Raw genomic sequence first — 18,766 nt, 5'->3', positions numbered from 1 at the left:
GCTTAGAAAATAGCAACATCTGACTAAACGCCTGACGGAATAATCTGTCAGGCGTTTTATTTAACGTGCTTTATCCAAGGCATCACATAAGGCTTGAACGCCAAGTAAAGCTCTGGGCGTCGCGCGATGTAATAAATCGGCATTGAGTTGATAAATATGCTGTTTCTTCACAGCAGGAATTTCTGGCCATTGGCGCCAATCAACCCCTTTCACATTACCTTCTTCTTCACTCTGTAAAATCACCTCGGGCAAGGTCAGCAAGACGTTTTCTAAACTGACTTGCGGATAATCACTGGCGGCATCGTAAAACACATTTTGGCCATGGCACACACTGATGATCTGTTGGATCCAACTGTTTTTAGAGACTGTCATCAAAGGTGTCGACCAGAGTTGATAAAACACTTTAGGCTCTGATTTTTTAGCATTTTCAACCCGCAATCGGATAAGCTCAGCGCGATAAGCGGCCGCAGCCTTGCTTGCTTCTTCAACATGCCCCGTAAGTTGGCCTAACTCTTCAAGCTCCTTGGCGACGCCTTCTAAGGTTTTAGGATCGCTACCATAAAGGTTAAATCCTAACGTCCTAAGCTGGTTGATATCTTCGGCTTTATTACCCGAATCCCACACCACAATCAGATCGGGATTAAGCTCCATCACCCGCTCCATTTGAATGCCGTAGTAACCCCCAATACGCGGGATATTTTTTGCCGCCTCGGGATAATCCGCATAATCGGTTGCGGCCACAATCGTATCGCCCGCACCTATGGCGTAAAGCATTTCCACCGCATGGGGCGAGAGCGCAATAATGCGTTTAGCGGGCTCGGCCAATACGCTATGAGGGAGAAACAGACTGAGCCCAAAAACGAGTCCAGCTAAGTGTCGCTTAATCATGATATGCCTTAGTATTTATCCCCAAACCGCCTGAAGATGCAGGCGTAGTAGCTTCAGGTCACTTGGGGTTATAGAGTTAAACTAGCTGCTCTGGCCAGCCATAGTGTTCGATATAAGTTTGTAGATTCTTCGGGCGATACTGAGGATCTTGATCCCAGCGGGTCTTCACCGAATGATGCAAAAGTACTGGGACTTGCTCAGGGTCGAGTGGTCGCAAATATTCCTGTTTTATCCGATAAAAACTGCGTCTCGAGTCATGTAAGGTCGCGAGCGGATTTGGATGCACACTCGCGGCTAAGTGTGGCTCTAGACTTAAATTAAATTTCTGCGCCTCGGATATCATCCACAACAGTGCAATATCCGACAACAATGAACCGTCTTTATCGGGTTTATAACTGCCGCCAATATTGCTATGGGCACCCGCAAACCACACTTGCTGCATGTCCATATTGTCGCGTAGTTGCCAAATGGTCGGCTCAAAATCACTACGGTGTTCATCTATGGCTAAGGCATGACGAGCAACGCGCACATTGCGGCCAATTTTAGTGTCGTAAAACTCGTCTTTATCTTCGAACAAGCCTAAAAACGAGATAGGGATCCCCATAGCACCCACGGTATCCCACACGCCAACAAACTTGATTTCCCGAGATTCATGACTGTATCTCGCTCTAAATTCGAGGGATTTTTCACCATCAGGCGCAAAGGGTGCACTGCTTTTTTTATAGTGGTCGAAAGCTTGTTGAATCAACGCCGCATCGGGACGTTTAAGTATGCCGCAGTTATTAATCAAGCCACACAAGCAACGCACAGTGTAAGCACCGCGGCTAAAGCCAAAGAGATAAATCTCATCGCCAGGGGAATAGTTTTGCACTATATAGCGATACCCATCCATGATGTTTTTATGTAAACCGCGCCCTGTCGCACCGCCAATGGCTTGATCGTAATAGGAACCCACGCCCCAATCATAAAATACCTGCTGGGGTTTACCATCAGCCGCTATCGGGCTGATAGCACGCGCGAGGCGCAGCACATTGGTTGGGAAATCGACCTTAAGATCTTTCTCGGGCCGATTCCAAGTCCCATCGGCACAAATCACGATACGCTTATTCATAGGATCATCCTTGAGAACGCTTTGAACACTGAACGGCTAGAGGCTAACCCATAGTCGCTAACAACAAATTGTCGCTAGTTGCTAGTCACTAATAGGCAGTTACTAGTCCTCAAACTTAGCGCATTTTATGCCTGTGCTAAAGCCATTCGCGCGTCTTACTTAACATTGCAACCAACAATGCTGCGTCACTTATGCGCCGACATTTAAGGTTCGATTAGTAATCAAAACCTTGCTGTGCCTTGATACCCGCTTCAAAGGCGTGTTTCAGCGGCTGCACTTCGCTGACCGTATCTGCAAGCTCGATGATGGCACGGTGGCAAGCACGGCCAGTGATAATCACATGCTGCATCGGTGGGCGATTTTTAAGTGCGCTAAGCACGCGTTCCACATCCAGATAGTGATAGCTCACCATATAGGTGAGTTCATCGAGCATAAGGCAATCTATGCTCTCATCTTGCAGCAGCTTTTCGGCGGCTTCCCAAGCGAGTACAGCGGCGGCGGTATCCTTTTCTTTATCTTGGGTTTCCCAGGTAAAACCTGTGCCCATTACATGAAACTCAACCCCTGCACCTTCGAGTAAATTGCGCTCACCGCACTCCCAAGTGCCTTTGATAAATTGCACTACCGCGGCTTTTTTACCGTGACCGACGGCGCGGGCCACAGTGCCAAAACCTGAGGTCGATTTGCCTTTACCGTTACCGGTTAACACCAGCAGAATCCCCTTCTCCTCTTGGGCGGCGGCAATTTTAGCATCCACACCTGCTTTCACTTTCTGTTGACGAGCCTTGTGGCGTTCGGCCTTGATTTGCGCTTGTTCGTTGTCGTTCTGTGCTGTCATGGTCTTCTCTTCACTCTGCTGCTAAAAATGTCTGCTTCTAAAACTTATGCTTCTAAAATTGGCTGTAATTTTTGCATGTCTAAATGCTCGGCTAACACATCGGCTAAACGATCGAGTTGCTGCTCACGTATTTGATTGATATCTATCGCCTTAGCATCGTTTAATCCTGCCCAGCGCAAAATCAACTGACACGCATCTGGGCTATCAAACAGCCCATGTAAATAAGTACCTAAGATTTGCCCGTCATCGCTTTGCAGGCCATCGGCAAAGCTCACAGATGTGGATTCAGGGATTAACTGCAAGGGCGCATTCGTTTGTTCAAGCCTAGGGATAAGATAGCTTGATTCACCGCAGTGGATTTCATAGCCCTTCACTGCAACCTTTTGCCCAAGTAACGTTAGCTCACCGCTCACTCGCCGTAACTGTTTTTCGGCTTTGAGTTCTGTGCTCAGCGGCAGGTAGCCAAGTCCTGCGGTATCACCCGCACTGTCTTCAATGCCTAGGGGATCGGCAATGCTTTGACCTAACATTTGGTAACCGCCGCAAATACCAAGCACTTTGCCTCCGTAACGCAAGTGAGTGGCAATATCTTTATCCCAGCCTTGCTGGCGTAAAAAGGCCAAATCGGCGCGCACATTCTTACTGCTGGGCAAGATCAATACATCGGCGGCGGGCAAATGAGTGGCGTGACTCGCAGCTTGGGTTTGCAATGACACATAGTCAAAATCGATATCGGGATGCAGCCGCAGCGGATCAAAATCCGTATGATTACTGATCCTTGGGTACACTAATACCCGCACTTTTAAGCGGCTGTTAGCGCCTTTAGTCGGCGAGCTTATCAGCGCATCTTCGGCATCGAGATGTAAATCATGCAGATAAGGCAACACACCTAAAACAGGCTTGCTCGTATAAGCTTCAAGCCAATCGAGCCCTGATTGCAACAGGCTAATATCACCACGGAAACGGTTGATCACAAAGCCCTTTACCCGCGCCTGTTCGGATTCTGATAACAAGGCCAAGGTCCCGACCAAATGGGCAAATACGCCACCTTTATCAATATCGGCAATGATAATCACAGGGCAATCCACAGCTTCGGCAAATCCCATGTTGGCAATATCACCTTCACGCAGATTGATCTCCGCTGGACTACCCGCGCCTTCAACCACTATGGTTTGATACTGGGCCGTCAATCGCTCGAAGGACTCCAGCACAGCGCCAAGCGCCATTGCCTTGTAATCCTTAGATTTAGGCCCAAAAAAGGCCGAGGCTTCGAGTGTCGTCAGGGCTTTGCCATGAACAATAATTTGCGCGCCCGTGTCCGAGCTTGGTTTAAGCAGAATGGGATTAAAATCGGTATGGGGCTCAAGATAACAGGCCACGGCTTGCAAGGCCTGTGCGCGGCCAATCTCGCCGCCATCAATAGTGACAGCGCTATTGAGCGCCATATTTTGCGGCTTAAAGGGCGCAACCTTAATCCCCTGACGAGCGAGCAAACGACAAATGCCTGCGACTAATGTGCTCTTGCCCGCATCGGATGTAGTGCCCTGCACCATCAAGACTGCCGCGCGCCGAGGCGAATTAACCGCAAGCGTATTAATTGCGGGCGTATTAACTACAGGTGTGTCAGCGGTATCGAGTGCATTAGCACAGGCTGTGTTGTCTGTGTTTGGAGAGGACATAGGTTTAAAAGGCTTATTCTAGTTTGCAGTCATTAACATAACAGCTCAGTCAAAAATCACTTAAGTATGCAACTTAAGCTTAAAACGTGGACTGAGCACAAAGTCTAAAGTGGTTTCAATGCTAAGGGTAAACCAGCGACCACTAAGGTGACATTGTCCGCTAAGGTCGCCACGGCTTGATTTAACCAGCCAGCTTCATCAACAAATTGTCGGCTCAACTCACCTAAGGGCACGATACCAGAGCCTACTTCGTTACTGATCAACACCACCACACCTTCGAGCTCGGCAAGTGAATCCACAAAAGCGCTTTTCTCCCCCTGCCAACTCGCCAAAGCTTCATCGTTAGAGGTTGAACTGGCAGACGGTATAAAGTCTGTCGCATGCCACTCAGTCGGCGCGGGGTCATCATCAATCTTGGCGCTGGATGCAAGTAATTGATTGGTTAACCAAAGGGTTAAACAATCCACTAAAATCACTCGCCCAGGTTTTGCTAAGCGCTTTAACAGTGCCGTGAGGGCGAGCGATTCTTCAAACAATTGCCATTCGATACCATCGTCCGTTCGTCCCGCTTGATGTTTGGCGATACGGGTCGCCATTTCATCATCCAGCGCCTGCGCCGTTGCCACATAGCAGGCATCGAAGCCTAGCGCTGTGTACTGGCGCACTAAGGCTTCACCGTAGCGACTCTTACCGCTACGGGCGCCGCCTAGGACGAGGTGGATCACAGTATGTTACCTACAACGAGCAATACAAAATAACACACGATTTCAGATATTTGCTGCGCCGCGCCTAAGGTATCACCCGTGTAACCGCCAATCTGGCGTCTAAAGATCACTATGATCAAACGGCGCAGTCCTATCATCACCAATAGCAATGACAATGCCGCTAACCCCTTGAGGAATAACAGCACTAATACGCCGCTGGCGATCAGGATAAGCAGCTCATTAATGCCTTGATGTTGCGATAGCGGCTTAGACTTACTGGTCTCGTCATCGCGGACATATTTTTCACTAAAGATGATACTGGCTGATACCACGCGGCTGACAGTGTGGGCGACGATAAGCGCCGAGCCCGCGACCACAGGATCGTACAGTGCCAACTCGACGAGCAACTGCCATTTCAGCAGCAGGGCCAACATCAATGCCAGTGCACCATAACTGCCAAGGCGCGAGTCCTTCATGATCCGTAGCTTGTCTTCCGCCGTCCAACCACCGCCAAAACCGTCGAAGGTATCGGCGAGGCCATCCTCATGGAATCCGCCCGTGAGCAAGACGCCAACCAACATAGCTAACAGCACAGAGACACCGGCGGGGAGCCAGTTCTGCGTCAACCAAAATACAATGGCACTTAACAGGCCGACCAAAAGACCGACGAGACCGAAATAACGGCTGGCCTTATTCAACTTATCGCTATCGACTTCGACCCACTTAGGCATAGGAATGCGGGTAAAATAGCCCATGGCAACTAAAAACAAATCTATCTCTTTGTGCCAGCTTTCGCGTTCTGACATAAAGCATCCTTAGTGAATTAACACTTGCTGCAAGGTTTAAGATTAAAACGGTTGGCTAAAAAGTTATTATTTTAAATAAGTAAAATAAGCGACTTAGCAGAGCACATCATACAACAGCCTCAATCCCCGCATCACTAAAACTCGCCATTTGATTGTAAAAATTTACTGAGGCTTGAATAAGCGGCAATGCCAAGGCCGCCCCCGTACCTTCGCCTAATCTCAGCCCTAGGGATAATAAAGGTTTAGCCTGCAAAAATTCTAACATTCGCAGATGACCTTGCTCATCGGATTGATGGGCAAAAATCAAATAATCACGCACATTAGGGGCGATTTGCACCGCGACTAATGCCGCCGCTGTCGCGATAAAACCGTCCACGACCACCAGCATTTTACGTTCGGCGGCGGCTAACATAGCCCCCGTCATCTGCACAATTTCAAAACCTCCTAGGCAAGCTAACACTGACTTAGGCCCAGTTAAGGCGCTTTGATGCAGCAATAACGCGAGCTCAATCAGCATCAGTTTACGTTCTAAGGTTTCGCTATTAATGCCCGTACCACGGCCAACGCAATCAATCACATCCAGCTGCATGATCGCCGCCATAATGGCCGCAGCAGAGGAGGTATTGCCTATGCCCATTTCACCAAAGGCGACTAAGTTACAACCCGCTTGATGGTGACGCTCAATCAAATCACGCGCCATAGCAAAGCCTTTATCGACGGTTTCCAGCGCCATTGCGGGCTCTAAATGAATCGCCCCTGTGCCCGCGCCAAGACGTTGATCGATAATGCCTTCAACCCCTTCGACTGGCGTTAATATACCGCAATCGATCACTTCGAGCGTAAAGCCCACCTGCCGACAAAAAACGTTAATCGCCGCGCCGCCATGGGCAAAGTTTTGCACCATTTGGCGCGTCACTTCGCTAGGGGCTATCGACACGCCTTCTGCGGCAATACCATGATCACCCGCAAACACTAACATGGTTGGCTGGACTATTTTGAGCACAGTATTTTGTGGCTGATCCGTTTGTTGCAAATCAGTCGCTTGCACGCGGGCAATCTGTAAGGCTAAGGATTCGAGCTGACCTAAGGCGCCGGGCGGCTTAGTCTTAAGATCAATTTTTTGCTGGATCAGCGGATCCTGCGCTTTACTCACAGGGCTGATTTGAAAAGACACGGCTGACTGAGACATCCACACTCCACTTTGTAATCTACATTAAATAACCACAACGCATCCCGCGTCTATGACGAACATGTCCAATTGTGCATTTCCAATCGCGGGTGGGATATCAACAGAAATACTGATTATCCCGTCAGTCTGCACTTACGGCATGACTCAAAGATGACGACTTAACTCTGGGTTTACGTCCTGACTAGGTGCCTACGGCATGACCTTGTATTTACGGCATGACTCTACGCTTACGCAAAATCAGCAAAAAGAACATGCTACCTATGGCGGCCGTGATAATGCCCACGGGCAACTCTTGATTCCCCAATAAACAGCGCGCTAATACATCAATCCACACCATAAATAATCCGCCCACCAGCGCCGTTAATAAAATCGGCTGACGACCGGGAAACAGCATGCGTACTGTATGGGGGATCATTAACCCGACAAAACCGATACCGCCGCAGGTAGCCACCAAAATAGCGGTAATCAAGGAGCAGAGCAGCAACATATTGAGCCGCAGCTTAGGCACATTCACCCCTAAGGTATGCGCCGTTTCATCCCCCGCCTGCAACGCCATGATCTGCCGTTTCATGCCTAAAATAATGAATAAACTCGCACCAATCACCAGTGTCGGCAGTACTAACAAGGACCAACTGGCCTTTGCAAAACTGCCTAAACTCCAAAACAGCACAGAGGCTGTCGCCTGCGGACTGGCGAAATACAGCAGCAGACTCGTTAATGCGCCGAACATAAAGGAGGTCGCCACACCAGAGAGCAGCATGCGCTCCACTTGGCTATTGAGCCCTAAGCCTGACAAAGCAAGCACTATCAACACCGACAAACTCGCGCCAATAAAAGCGCCCAAGGGCAAGCTAAACCAAAGTAATCCAGACAAGGCACCCGAACCGCTAAAAAGCCCAGAATGTGCCGCCATGCCCGCATTATCAAAAAATCCAGAGCCAGTGAATAAGGTCAACATCACCACAGCGCCAAAGGACGCGCCAGAGCTAATGCCAAACAAATAGGGATCGGCGAGCGGATTGCGAGTCACGGTTTGCAACACACTGCCCGCCAGTGACAAACCCGCTCCCGCCACAAAAGCCAGTAAAATGCGCGGCAACCTGAGCTCCATCACAATGCGCTCAGTCATGCCATTGGCTTGAGTGAGGTTCGTCGCTTTATTGATAAATACTTGAATAACATCCGTAAAACTGATGTTCGCCGCACCAAAACTCGTCGCGGCAATAGGCGTTATCAAAGTGATGATACCTAATACGAGCAGCATCAGTTGTTGTCTCGTCAACGGTGTCACGATACGCCCCAAATATGAGATGAAATATTGTTTACTCCCCTGAGTCATCCACCCTCGCCTCGCTCGTTCAGGCCATGATCTACATGGTGGTAACCATAAAAATAGCTGATTAAGGGCTTTTTATGTTGTGGATGGGGCGATACCTGAGCACACACGCCAAACACATCGCCAATTCGCGCCTCGGTTAATACTTCGGTTGGCGTCCCCATAGCGCTGACTTCCCCGTTATGGATCAACAACAAACTGTCGCACAGGGCACTGGCTAAATTAAGATCATGAATTGAGGCAATCACGCTAATCCCAAGACTACGCACCAATTCGAGGATTTGAATTTGATAGCGCACATCGAGGTGGTTCGTTGGCTCATCGAGGATTAAAAGTTGCGGCTGCTGCACTATGGCGCGGGCAATCAAGGCGCGTTGCTTTTCACCGCCGGATAAGTGCTCATATTGTTGGTGCATCTTATGGCTCAAGCCAACTTTCTCTAAAGCCTTAGCAATACGCTCAGTATCACAGCTCGAATTGGTATCAAACATGCCCTTGTGGGGCGTTAAGCCCATGCTGACCAATTGCTCTGTGGTGAGGTCAAAATAGTGCGGTGTATCCTGCTGCACTACGGCGACGCGACAGGCAAACGCCTTGGGCGACAAGCGCTCAATATCTTGATCAAAAAGGGTAATTTTGCCCTGAGTCGGGCGAACAAACCGATACAAACAGCGCAGCAAACTGGACTTGCCCGCACCGTTAGGGCCAATCAGCCCCAGCATCTGCCCCGTTGGCAGCGTAAAGTTAATATTGGAAAGAATGGTTTTGCCATCGATACACCAGCTCAACTGGCTCACATTGAGCGCGACTGACGGGCTCAATGACGGGTTAGTGTCATTCACGGGGCTGTTAGTTTGGATTGCGGAAAGTTTCACCTAAGCGGCGCTCCTATCAAGTCCAAACCTGTATAAAAAAAGGTTGTGCATATTGTCATCTGCTCCCTCGAGTCACCCGCTCGAGAACTAAGGCTGCACGCAGCGATAACAGAAATAGGCAGGTCTCCTGACTTGTAGGGAAGAAGATTCGAGATCTTTTTCACTACTCACAGTTGCGGGCACAGTTCGGGCTGACTGACGAGCAGCTCCCCGATTCCCTATTATGTTTGGGTTGATATGCTCTTTGTTAACAACGCCACTGTGAATTAAAACAACGGAGCGATTCGAACAAAGAGAGTCTATTCCCAACACCTATTTCTGCGACGTTATCACTCATTGCGCATGTAATACGCTATCTCGTTCAAACGTCAGGGAAAAGCATTATCCTACATCTATCCCATTAGGCAATGCTGTTTAAATCAGAATATTTTCATGTCAGCTTATTCTCGCCAAACGATCACGCCTACACCATAACTCCTAGGTCGTGAAATAAGGCCTCAACACCTGCGCCCACTCGGCCAATCTAAACGCCAATAGCAGGCACCCTGTTCATCTTGCAGCACATTAATGCTCACCACGGCCGCCACGGGTAAATCGAGTTGACTATAAAACCCCACCGCCCGTTCAACCCCTAAGGCACGCGCCATTAAGTGACGGATCACCCCGCCGTGGGTCACGACCCACACTTGAGTGGCTGGCATATTGTCAGTGGTTTCATTAATGGCACTGTTTTCATTACCCATTTTATGTGAGTCAAGGGTCAATCGTTCAAACTCGGCGGCGAGTATCTGGTCAATCGTCCCATTCACCCGCGACTCAAAACTTGCCATAGTTTCACCATTGGGCGGCGGATTTTGCCAAGGGTTTTGCCAATACGCCGCTAAGTGTTCGCCCTCTTGTTGATACAGGTCATCGAGCCGACAACCGTCCCAATCACCAAAATCAATTTCCTGTAAACCCGACAAACACTGCGCCTGCAATGGCCTTGACTCAGATATCAGTGCCGCCGTCGAATGCAGCTCGGCGGCAAAAGCGTGGGCAAAATCGGCGCAGCGGCGTGAAATCGAGCTATAAATCGCGCTACACACGCTGGCCTGTGACTCAACTGCTGCCGACATTTGTTGCCAACCCTTTTTACTCAAAGGCACATCCACACGACCCCGCAAAATAGCGCCGCCTTCACACTCACCGTGGCGCAACAATAACAATCGAACTTGTTTCATATATGCCTTTTTAGTTAGGGACTAGATGCTAGGAACTCAAGCCGAGGGCTTAAATTCTAGATTCTCGATTCTCGCTCCTAATGCCTTTGACTTTCATCTTGCCCTGACAATCATAAGTCGCGTATTATGGACGTCTATACGTTTAAATGTCCAAAACAAATTTTTAAGAACAAGTATTCAAAAAATGTCGGCAGACGACAATAAAATGCACTTAGCATAACAATGGCCGATTTTTGGACTTAACTTAGCTGTATTTAAGGTAACTATTTATGACGATACCCTCTACCAAAGCCGGCCAGATATTGGCAGACATACGCAAACAGCTTGCAGAGCGCATTCTGATCTTAGACGGTGCCATGGGCACTATGATCCAAGGCTACAAGCTGGAAGAAGAGGACTATCGCGGCGAACGCTTTAAAGATTGGCACACTGACGTCAAAGGCAACAACGATTTATTGGTGTTGTCGCAACCCCACATCATCAAACAAATTCACACCGACTACTTAAACGCCGGTGCAGACATCATTGAAACCAACACCTTTAATGCTACGACTATTGCCATGGCTGACTACGACATGCAGTCGCTGTCTGCCGAAATTAACTTAGCCGGCGCGCGCCTCGCCCGTGAAGCCTGTGATGAAGTCTTTGCTGCCACAGGCATTCCACGTTACGTCGCTGGTGTGTTAGGCCCCACTAACCGTACGTGTTCGATTAGCCCAGATGTGAATGACCCAGGCTACCGCAACGTCAGCTTCGATGAGTTAGTGAGCGCTTACCGAGAGTCCACTAAGGCGCTGATTGAAGGCGGCGCGGATATCATTATGGTCGAGACCATCTTCGATACCTTAAACGCCAAGGCCGCACTGTTTGCAATTGAATCGGTGTTTGATGACTTATTTGGTCAGCATTCTAAAGACAGATTGCCTATCATGATCTCGGGCACCATTACCGATGCCTCTGGCCGCACCCTTACCGGCCAAACCACCGAAGCTTTTTATAATTCCCTGCGCCATATCAAGCCCTTATCTATCGGCCTTAACTGTGCGCTCGGACCAAAAGAGCTGCGCCCGTATGTGGAAGAATTATCGCGCATCAGTGAGTGTTATGTGTCGGCGCATCCGAACGCGGGCCTGCCGAACGAGTTTGGCGGCTATGATGAAACCCCAGAGGACATGGCGAACGTGATTGAAGATTGGGCGCGCGAAGGCATGCTCAATATTATCGGTGGTTGTTGTGGTAGTACCCCTGAACATATCCGCGTGATCCGCGAAGCGGTGAGCCGTCACGACCCGCGTATTTTGCCAGACATTCCGGTAGCTTGCCGCTTGGCAGGTTTGGAACCGCTGACTATCGATGCACAATCCCTGTTCGTTAACGTGGGTGAGCGCACCAACGTCACAGGTTCGGCCAAGTTTTTAAAGCTGATCAAAGACGGTAAGTTTGAGCAGGCGCTCGATGTCGCCCGCGAGCAGGTCGAAAGCGGCGCGCAAATCATCGACATCAACATGGACGAAGGCATGCTCGATGGTGCCGAGATCATGCACAAGTTTTTAAACTTGATTGCCTCTGAGCCCGACATCAGCCGCGTGCCGATTATGATCGACTCATCTAAGTGGGAAGTGATCGAAGCTGGCCTCAAATGTATTCAAGGCAAGGGCATAGTTAACTCGATTTCCCTTAAAGAAGGCGAAGCCAAGTTTATTGAGCAAGCAACACTTGTGAAACGCTACGGCGCGGCGGCCATTATCATGGCATTCGACGAACAAGGTCAGGCCGATACTAAGGCACGTAAAATCGAAATCTGTACCCGCGCCTATCGGGTGCTGGTTGATAAGGTCGGCTTTCCGCCAGAAGACATCATCTTCGACCCGAACATTTTCGCCATCGCCACAGGTATCGATGAACACGACAACTATGCCGTCGATTTTATCGATGCCATTAAAGCGATTAAAGCCACCCTGCCCCACGCGATGATTTCGGGCGGCGTGTCGAACGTGTCGTTCTCGTTCCGCGGTAACAACCCAGTGCGCGAAGCGATTCACGCGGTATTCCTGTACCACGCTATCAAAGTCGGCATGGACATGGGGATTGTCAACGCGGGCCAGTTAGCCATTTACGACGATATCGATCCTGAACTTAAAGTGCGGGTCGAAAACGTGGTCCTTAACTTGCCTTGCCCAGTCGATGGCTCAAGCAATACCGAGCAGTTACTTGAAATCGCAGAGAAATTCCGCGGTGATGGCGCGCAGGTGGGTAAAAAAGAAGATTTAGAATGGCGCAGCTGGCCAGTGAGCCAACGCTTATCCCATGCGCTCGTCAAAGGCATTACCGAATTTATCGATGAAGATACCGAAGCCGCTCGCCAAGAAGCGAAACGTCCGCTGGATGTGATTGAAGGCGCCTTGATGGACGGCATGAACGTGGTCGGTGACTTGTTCGGCTCGGGCAAGATGTTCTTGCCGCAGGTGGTGAAATCGGCGCGGGTAATGAAAAAAGCCGTAGCTTACTTAAACCCGTACATTGAGCTGGAAAAGGTCGAAGGCCAATCTAACGGCAAGATTTTGATGGTGACAGTAAAAGGAGACGTGCACGATATCGGCAAAAATATCGTCGGCGTGGTGCTCGCCTGTAACGGTTTTGAGGTATTCGATTTAGGCGTGATGGTGTCGGTGGAGCGAATTCTCGACGCCGTGAAAGAACACAATATCGATATCATCGGCATGTCGGGCCTCATCACGCCGAGTCTGGACGAGATGGTGCATAACGTGAAAACCTTCCACCGCGAAGGCTTAACCATTCCGGCGATTATCGGCGGTGCCACTTGCTCGAAAATCCACACAGCGGTGAAGATTGCGCCCCATTATCCCCATGGCGCTATTTATATTGCCGATGCGTCCCGCGCCGTGCCTATGGTGAGTAAGCTCATCAACAACGAGACTCGCCAAGCGACTATAGACGAAACCTATGCCGAATACGACGACATGCGCACTAAGCGTCTATCCCAAGCCAAGCGCAAAGAGATAGTGTCACTCGAAGCGGCCCGTGAAAACCGCTGCCAACACGATTGGGCCAACTACACCCCGTTCACGCCAAACGTGCTCGGGCGCCAAGTGTTTGATAATTATCCATTAGAAGACTTAGTCGAGCGTATCGACTGGACACCGTTTTTCCGCTCGTGGGAACTTCACGGCCATTACCCTGAAATCCTCACCGATAAAGTGGTCGGTGAAGAAGCGCAAAAGCTGTTCGCCGATGGTCAGGCCATGCTCAAACAAATCATCGAAGAAAAGTGGCTCACGGCGAAAGCGGTTATTGGCTTATTCCCTGCCAATACCGTCAATTACGACGACATTGAGCTGTACACAGATGAGTCGCGCACCACAATTGAAATGACCACACATCACCTGCGGATGCAGCTTGAACGTGTCGGTAACGACAACTTCTGTCTATCCGACTTTGTTGCGCCAAAAGACTCAGGCGTCGCCGATTACATGGGCGGCTTTGCGGTGACCGCAGGCCACGGTATCGACGAACATGTGGCGCGTTTTGAAGCGAACCACGACGACTACAACGCCATCATGCTCAAATGCTTAGCCGACCGTTTGGCCGAAGCCTTTGCCGAACGGATGCACGAACGGGTACGTAAAGAGTTTTGGGGTTATGCGGCCGACGAGCAGTTAAGCAACGAAGCCTTAATCCGCGAGAAATACAAAGGCATACGCCCCGCACCGGGTTACCCAGCTTGCCCAGACCACACAGAAAAAGGCTTGTTATGGGACTTGCTCAAGCCCGATGAAACCATTGGCCTCAACATCACCGAAAGCTACGCCATGTTCCCGACAGCGGCAGTATCTGGCTGGTATTTCGCCCACCCGAAATCCCGCTACTTTGGCGTGAGTAACATAGGACGCGATCAAGTGGAAGATTATGCCAAGCGTAAAGGGATGACTGTAGCTGAGACGGAGAAGTGGCTGGCGCCAGTGTTAGATTATGATCCCGAGTGATTGGGGTTTAGATTACGCTAACGCGGTTTGAGATCTAAGATCGGTCTTGCGACCGAAAAGGTCGTGGAATTCCATTCCACACCAGGGCAAGAAGGGGATCAACAGCAATCCCCCTCTTGCATCTCCCCTTGCCGCCCCTAGCGAAGTTACATGCATTAGTTACTGGCTTCGTGCTTATTCGAAAATAGCTAACGCTTCCGATGGGGCGTCCCTTCCCCCCGAAAGCTACGCAGACGTCCTGTCTGCGTCACGCTATTTTCTTCAACGCCCTTCAGCAACTTCGCAGGGGATCGGTGAACTTCTGTGGCATTAGAGTGAACTATTCGCATTGAAAGAATTATGCCAACGCCACAAGACTTATTACCCTCAACTTACCAATTTATATAGTAGACTCGAGCTTATCATTGATACTTTTATAAACTAAATATAAGTGTATCAACTCAACCAAAGCGAAATTAACTATTACGACGGTGAAATATTGTAGATCACCCATAGACCATAAGTTAAATAAAAAGAAAACTTCTAGATATCGAAACTTAGACCACCTAAAGTAATTTGACGGATAATCTTTGCCTATAAGCATAGGTAACACTTTAAAATTAAAAGTGACTGCAATAGCAATATATATACAAAGCATGCTAAGTAACGAAAACAATAATTTAAAGCTAAAAACATTCATCTGCATAAAAATCGATTCAGACTTAAATTCAACCATCAAAGCAACTGCAAGACCGATAACTACTGTCAAAGCAAGCACTATGCTCATACCCAAAAAACTAATTTTTTTCATAAAAAACTCTTAAATCATCCCTAAAATAAATCAATAAACACAGTCAGCGAAACATCTCGAAAGTAAAAATTAAACCAATAAATTCAACCTATTATACTTTTTCATAAGTATATTAAAAACAAAGAACAAGGTCAGAAACATGAGTGTTTTTACAAAGATATCGATAAAACGTAATGGACTCATCCCGCCAGCTAATAACACATCGAAAACAGGCAGTGATGGCAACACAACAAATGTAAAAAATGAAGTAGCTAACACAGAGTAAATAAAATACCTTGGATACCCAACTCGATTAATAATCAAAGCACATGCTAAAGAAAATATTATCATCAGTGGAAGATGTATCCAAAAGCAAAATACAACCATCCCCAAGTTTTCACTTAATGCTTTTACATTGAAAGATAACAGTAAATCCCACCACCATTTGCTATCGACAGACAACTCACTTCCATGCATAAATATCGACACAGCTATGCCGAAGATAATCACTAAAAACTTCAATCAACCTCCAAAAACTCAAACTTAGTTATTACTAATCGAGATTTAAAAAATCGAAACCGTGTATTTTCAATAATAGTGAGAGCGTTATACCATTTCTGCATCGAGTAAAGTAATAGGCGAAAAATTATAGTTTTAATAAGGATTGGTGAATCCAATATTTTTTGTTTTTGCATTCCATTTAAAAATGAAATGCATATCTAACTCACCATTCAAAAAAAAAAATTTATTGTTGAAAAAATTTATTCAACAATAATTTCAGTCGCAAGAACTGAGAAGCCATACAACCAAGTTGTAGCACCCTCAATTTTAGATGTGCTACGGCGTTTATGACATCTCCATGAATTATCAAATGGGCTAGTATATTCTAATGTTACCTTTGGAAGTAGCCTATCATCGATTGCCTCAATCAATTTTTTATGCTTTATTGATACTGCCGATGCAATATCATTAACGAGATCTTCATCTTTATTACTAACATATAGATAGACTACTATAGGTAGCCGAATATATTTATAATTCAAGTCACTTTCAATTTGTTCAATATTCAGACGTTTCATTTGATCACATGCACTTTCCCAAGGCTGCAATACTTTTGGAATATTAGATAGCGTTGAAATATCTTTTGCAATATTAATACGAGCGACTTTAAATTCAATTAAAAAATGTACATCTCTATAGCAAAGTAAAAAGTCAACACGTCCAACACTCGAACCCTCCCGCCCAACCTGTAGTTCGGTTGCAATGAAACCCACATCGCCTTGAAATTTCAAGCAAGACTTTACGAAAATACCATATAACTCGCGCTCATTAGGAATTCTAAACTTTTCGAAAAATACTTTAGACTGAGGTGAAGAAAGCTCTAGATTAAAATTATTACAAAATAGATTAACAAAATCCCTTAGGATACGTTGTTGATGCCCATCAGAATTTGAATAATAAAGCCTATTAACATTCATAGATAAATCTACCATTGTAAACCTCTCAAACTATCATTCTAATAAAATAACTATGATGCCACTATTACATCATCATGCAACTTAGTATGAAAACTCAATGCAAAGTATTGAATTTAATAAAATGTCTAAAAAATCACATAAACTCACTTGCAATTAAATTATTACAGCTAGTTTTTATTTAGAATTTAAAACCAATGAAATTGCCTCATCAATAATTAACAAATCATATCTACTGTTTAACCAATTACCTGATGCACACCGTCTAATCCTTTTATTTTTATTTAAGCTCAAGTTATCGCACCAAGCAACAAGGTGTTCCTCAGTTACACTATCTAATTCCATATCTAATTCGTTGCATCTTTCTCTAACGGTGACAATGAATTCATCTATTTTCGAAGATACGTCTAGAGAATTAATTTTTTTAACTACATGACCCAGCTGATTTTTTACTTCGATCACATCTTGTTCAATTGCATCTTGCCTCGCCAATGAGTCTGCAATCATTCTAGAGTTTTGAGCAACAACTTCAGCCATTTGTGTCAGTAACGATCCCTTTGTTTCTGGCGGGGGAGGATACACACCATGTTTAGTTAAGGATGGAATTACTTCATGATATAACCATTTTTGGAATCGTTTACCAGCCATACTTCTATCACTAGATAAAACTCGATATAGACCCGGCTGAGTAACAAAAACTTCAGTTTCACCTTTGAATGTTGCATTTCCTACAGGAATGGAAATATATTCATCAGGTTCGAGAGTTTCTAACTGAGATTTAAGTAGTCCAGCCATATTTTTTGGAATATGGTTCTCATTTAGTTCTCTATTTTCCCTGTTTAAAGTAACCAAAACATCCTTTAATGAAATATGAAGTAGTCCATCATATATTAAGGTTCGGATATCAGAGACCCCTGATTCACCTTCATAACAAATGTTAATTAATTCACTTTCCAAATCGTTTATCCTTATAATTAAAAAAATATAGCCGATTAACTAAAACTTCGTTTCTTCCGAGCTCTATTCCATTACTGCGGTAATACCAATTCCCCTGAATCATACGACCTATCAAATTCTGCTTTTGCATCGGCTTTGTGGTTGATGCAATTGACCATGTGTTCATCGGAATTAAAGTTTTTACAGTCTTCGGGGACTAGATAATACTTGCGCCATGCTTCGGCTTTGCGTATTCGAGCGGCCTCGTTTTGTTTGGCTAGTCTGGATTTTTCAGCCGCATTTTGCTGTAACTCTTGCTGAACCTGATACTCAGCAAGCTGGCGAGCAAGTTCCGTTTGCTTTTGTTGCATAGCAAACTCATTAAGCCCTTGTGTCAGTCGGTATTCGACATAACTCAGATAGCCAATTCGCACTAACAAAGTGACCAAACCCGCTAACAAGATACCCAACGTAATTTGTAAAACTGATTTCATCCCTAACTTCCAAAGTCCATTACCGATAGAAATGCGATTTATGCCGTTAAAATCCGAGTAACATTAAGATGTTGCTGACTGCACCTATGAAGCCCTGTATCAAAACTTTAATCACACCAAATACTAAGCGAACACAGTAGCCGCAGAATACATTTCCCCTCGGAGTTGCCGCAGGGCGAATAGGCAAATTGCGTGAGTCTCGCCATGGATAATGGAATGGACCCATCCACTTTAAATCGGCCTCGCAATGGGCCACGATGTAGTCGCTAAAACTCATCAGAAAGAGGACGGGTCCACCTATGAAGATTACTACAATCGGTTTAGATATCGCAAAGTCTGTTTTTCATGCTGTTGGCGTCGATAAAGCGGGCAAGTTAATCAAAAAGAAAATGCTTAGACGCAAAGACTTGCTGCCCTTTGTCGCGAAAATTGAAATTGA

The 18,766-nt window shown here is 46.8% G+C and carries 16 protein-coding genes, 1 pseudogene and 1 riboswitch; of the genes and pseudogenes, 2 read left to right on the top strand and 15 right to left on the bottom strand.

The window, feature by feature from the left end; all coding sequences use genetic code 11:
* Window positions 1-60: 60 nt before the first annotated feature.
* From L5M29_RS17980 to L5M29_RS17935, 10 genes are all read right to left on the bottom strand, one after another.
* Window positions 61-888, bottom strand: a complete 828-nt coding sequence (locus L5M29_RS17980; RefSeq protein ID WP_113941151.1) for a cobalamin-binding protein — start codon at window positions 886-888, stop codon at window positions 61-63.
* 76 nt (window positions 889-964) lie between these two features.
* A complete protein-coding gene (locus tag L5M29_RS17975; RefSeq protein WP_168822678.1) occupies window positions 965-1,999 on the bottom strand; it encodes a DUF2235 domain-containing protein in 1,035 nt (344 codons plus the stop codon).
* A gap of 214 nt (window positions 2,000-2,213) precedes the next feature.
* Entirely contained in the window at window positions 2,214-2,837 is a 624-nt protein-coding gene (gene cobO, locus L5M29_RS17970; RefSeq protein ID WP_006085878.1) for a cob(I)yrinic acid a,c-diamide adenosyltransferase, read from the bottom strand.
* 44 nt (window positions 2,838-2,881) lie between these two features.
* On the bottom strand, window positions 2,882-4,516 hold the full coding sequence (locus L5M29_RS17965) for a cobyric acid synthase (RefSeq protein ID WP_263169239.1): 1,635 nt from the start codon (window positions 4,514-4,516) through the stop codon (window positions 2,882-2,884).
* Window positions 4,517-4,620: 104 nt separating this feature from the next.
* Window positions 4,621-5,241 (bottom strand): bifunctional adenosylcobinamide kinase/adenosylcobinamide-phosphate guanylyltransferase, encoded by a 621-nt coding sequence (gene cobU / locus L5M29_RS17960; RefSeq protein ID WP_263169237.1) that lies wholly within the window; start codon window positions 5,239-5,241, stop codon window positions 4,621-4,623.
* Entirely contained in the window at window positions 5,238-6,026 is a 789-nt protein-coding gene (locus L5M29_RS17955; RefSeq protein ID WP_028759425.1) for an adenosylcobinamide-GDP ribazoletransferase, read from the bottom strand. Before L5M29_RS17955 ends, cobU begins: the two co-directional genes overlap by 4 nt.
* A 106-nt stretch (window positions 6,027-6,132) precedes the next feature.
* On the bottom strand, window positions 6,133-7,215 hold the full coding sequence (cobT, locus tag L5M29_RS17950) for a nicotinate-nucleotide--dimethylbenzimidazole phosphoribosyltransferase (RefSeq protein WP_263169235.1): 1,083 nt from the start codon (window positions 7,213-7,215) through the stop codon (window positions 6,133-6,135).
* A gap of 208 nt (window positions 7,216-7,423) precedes the next feature.
* The gene (locus L5M29_RS17945) at window positions 7,424-8,554 is read right to left on the bottom strand and encodes a FecCD family ABC transporter permease (protein WP_105251612.1); all 1,131 of its coding nucleotides are present in this window, start codon (window positions 8,552-8,554) and stop codon (window positions 7,424-7,426) included.
* A complete protein-coding gene (locus L5M29_RS17940) occupies window positions 8,551-9,426 on the bottom strand; it encodes an ABC transporter ATP-binding protein (RefSeq protein ID WP_263139915.1) in 876 nt (291 codons plus the stop codon). Before L5M29_RS17940 ends, L5M29_RS17945 begins: the two co-directional genes overlap by 4 nt.
* A gap of 99 nt (window positions 9,427-9,525) precedes the next feature.
* Window positions 9,526-9,702, bottom strand: a riboswitch (cobalamin riboswitch).
* A gap of 221 nt (window positions 9,703-9,923) precedes the next feature.
* Window positions 9,924-10,649 carry a histidine phosphatase family protein gene (locus L5M29_RS17935; protein ID WP_263169233.1) on the bottom strand — a complete coding sequence of 242 codons (726 nt, stop codon included), beginning with the start codon at window positions 10,647-10,649 and terminating at the stop codon, window positions 9,924-9,926.
* Window positions 10,650-10,918: 269 nt separating this feature from the next.
* On the opposite strand from L5M29_RS17935, the gene metH reads away from it, so the two are divergent.
* On the top strand, window positions 10,919-14,653 hold the full coding sequence (gene metH, locus L5M29_RS17930; RefSeq protein ID WP_263169232.1) for a methionine synthase: 3,735 nt from the start codon (window positions 10,919-10,921) through the stop codon (window positions 14,651-14,653).
* Window positions 14,654-15,032: 379 nt separating this feature from the next.
* On the opposite strand, the gene L5M29_RS17925 is transcribed toward metH, so the two are convergent.
* From L5M29_RS17925 to L5M29_RS17905, 5 genes are all read right to left on the bottom strand, one after another.
* Window positions 15,033-15,443 carry a hypothetical protein gene (locus L5M29_RS17925; protein WP_263169229.1) on the bottom strand — a complete coding sequence of 137 codons (411 nt, stop codon included), beginning with the start codon at window positions 15,441-15,443 and terminating at the stop codon, window positions 15,033-15,035.
* Between the two features lie 69 nt (window positions 15,444-15,512).
* Window positions 15,513-15,944 carry a hypothetical protein gene (locus L5M29_RS17920; protein WP_263169227.1) on the bottom strand — a complete coding sequence of 144 codons (432 nt, stop codon included), beginning with the start codon at window positions 15,942-15,944 and terminating at the stop codon, window positions 15,513-15,515.
* 239 nt (window positions 15,945-16,183) lie between these two features.
* Entirely contained in the window at window positions 16,184-16,915 is a 732-nt protein-coding gene (locus L5M29_RS17915) for a hypothetical protein (RefSeq protein WP_263169225.1), read from the bottom strand.
* Window positions 16,916-17,074: 159 nt separating this feature from the next.
* Window positions 17,075-17,854, bottom strand: coding sequence for a Bro-N domain-containing protein (locus L5M29_RS17910; protein ID WP_263169223.1), 780 nt, complete (start codon window positions 17,852-17,854; stop codon window positions 17,075-17,077).
* A 71-nt stretch (window positions 17,855-17,925) separates the two neighbouring features.
* Window positions 17,926-18,327, bottom strand: a complete 402-nt coding sequence (locus tag L5M29_RS17905; RefSeq protein WP_263169221.1) for a hypothetical protein — start codon at window positions 18,325-18,327, stop codon at window positions 17,926-17,928.
* A 299-nt stretch (window positions 18,328-18,626) separates the two neighbouring features.
* Here L5M29_RS17905 and L5M29_RS17900 point away from each other — a divergent pair.
* Window positions 18,627-18,766 (top strand): annotated as a pseudogene (locus tag L5M29_RS17900) (IS110 family transposase); the annotation flags it as partial.

The organism is Shewanella sp. SM95 (assembly GCF_025653595.1).
Classification (GTDB): domain Bacteria; phylum Pseudomonadota; class Gammaproteobacteria; order Enterobacterales; family Shewanellaceae; genus Shewanella; species Shewanella oncorhynchi.
This window is presented reverse-complemented; position numbering and strand designations above follow the sequence as displayed.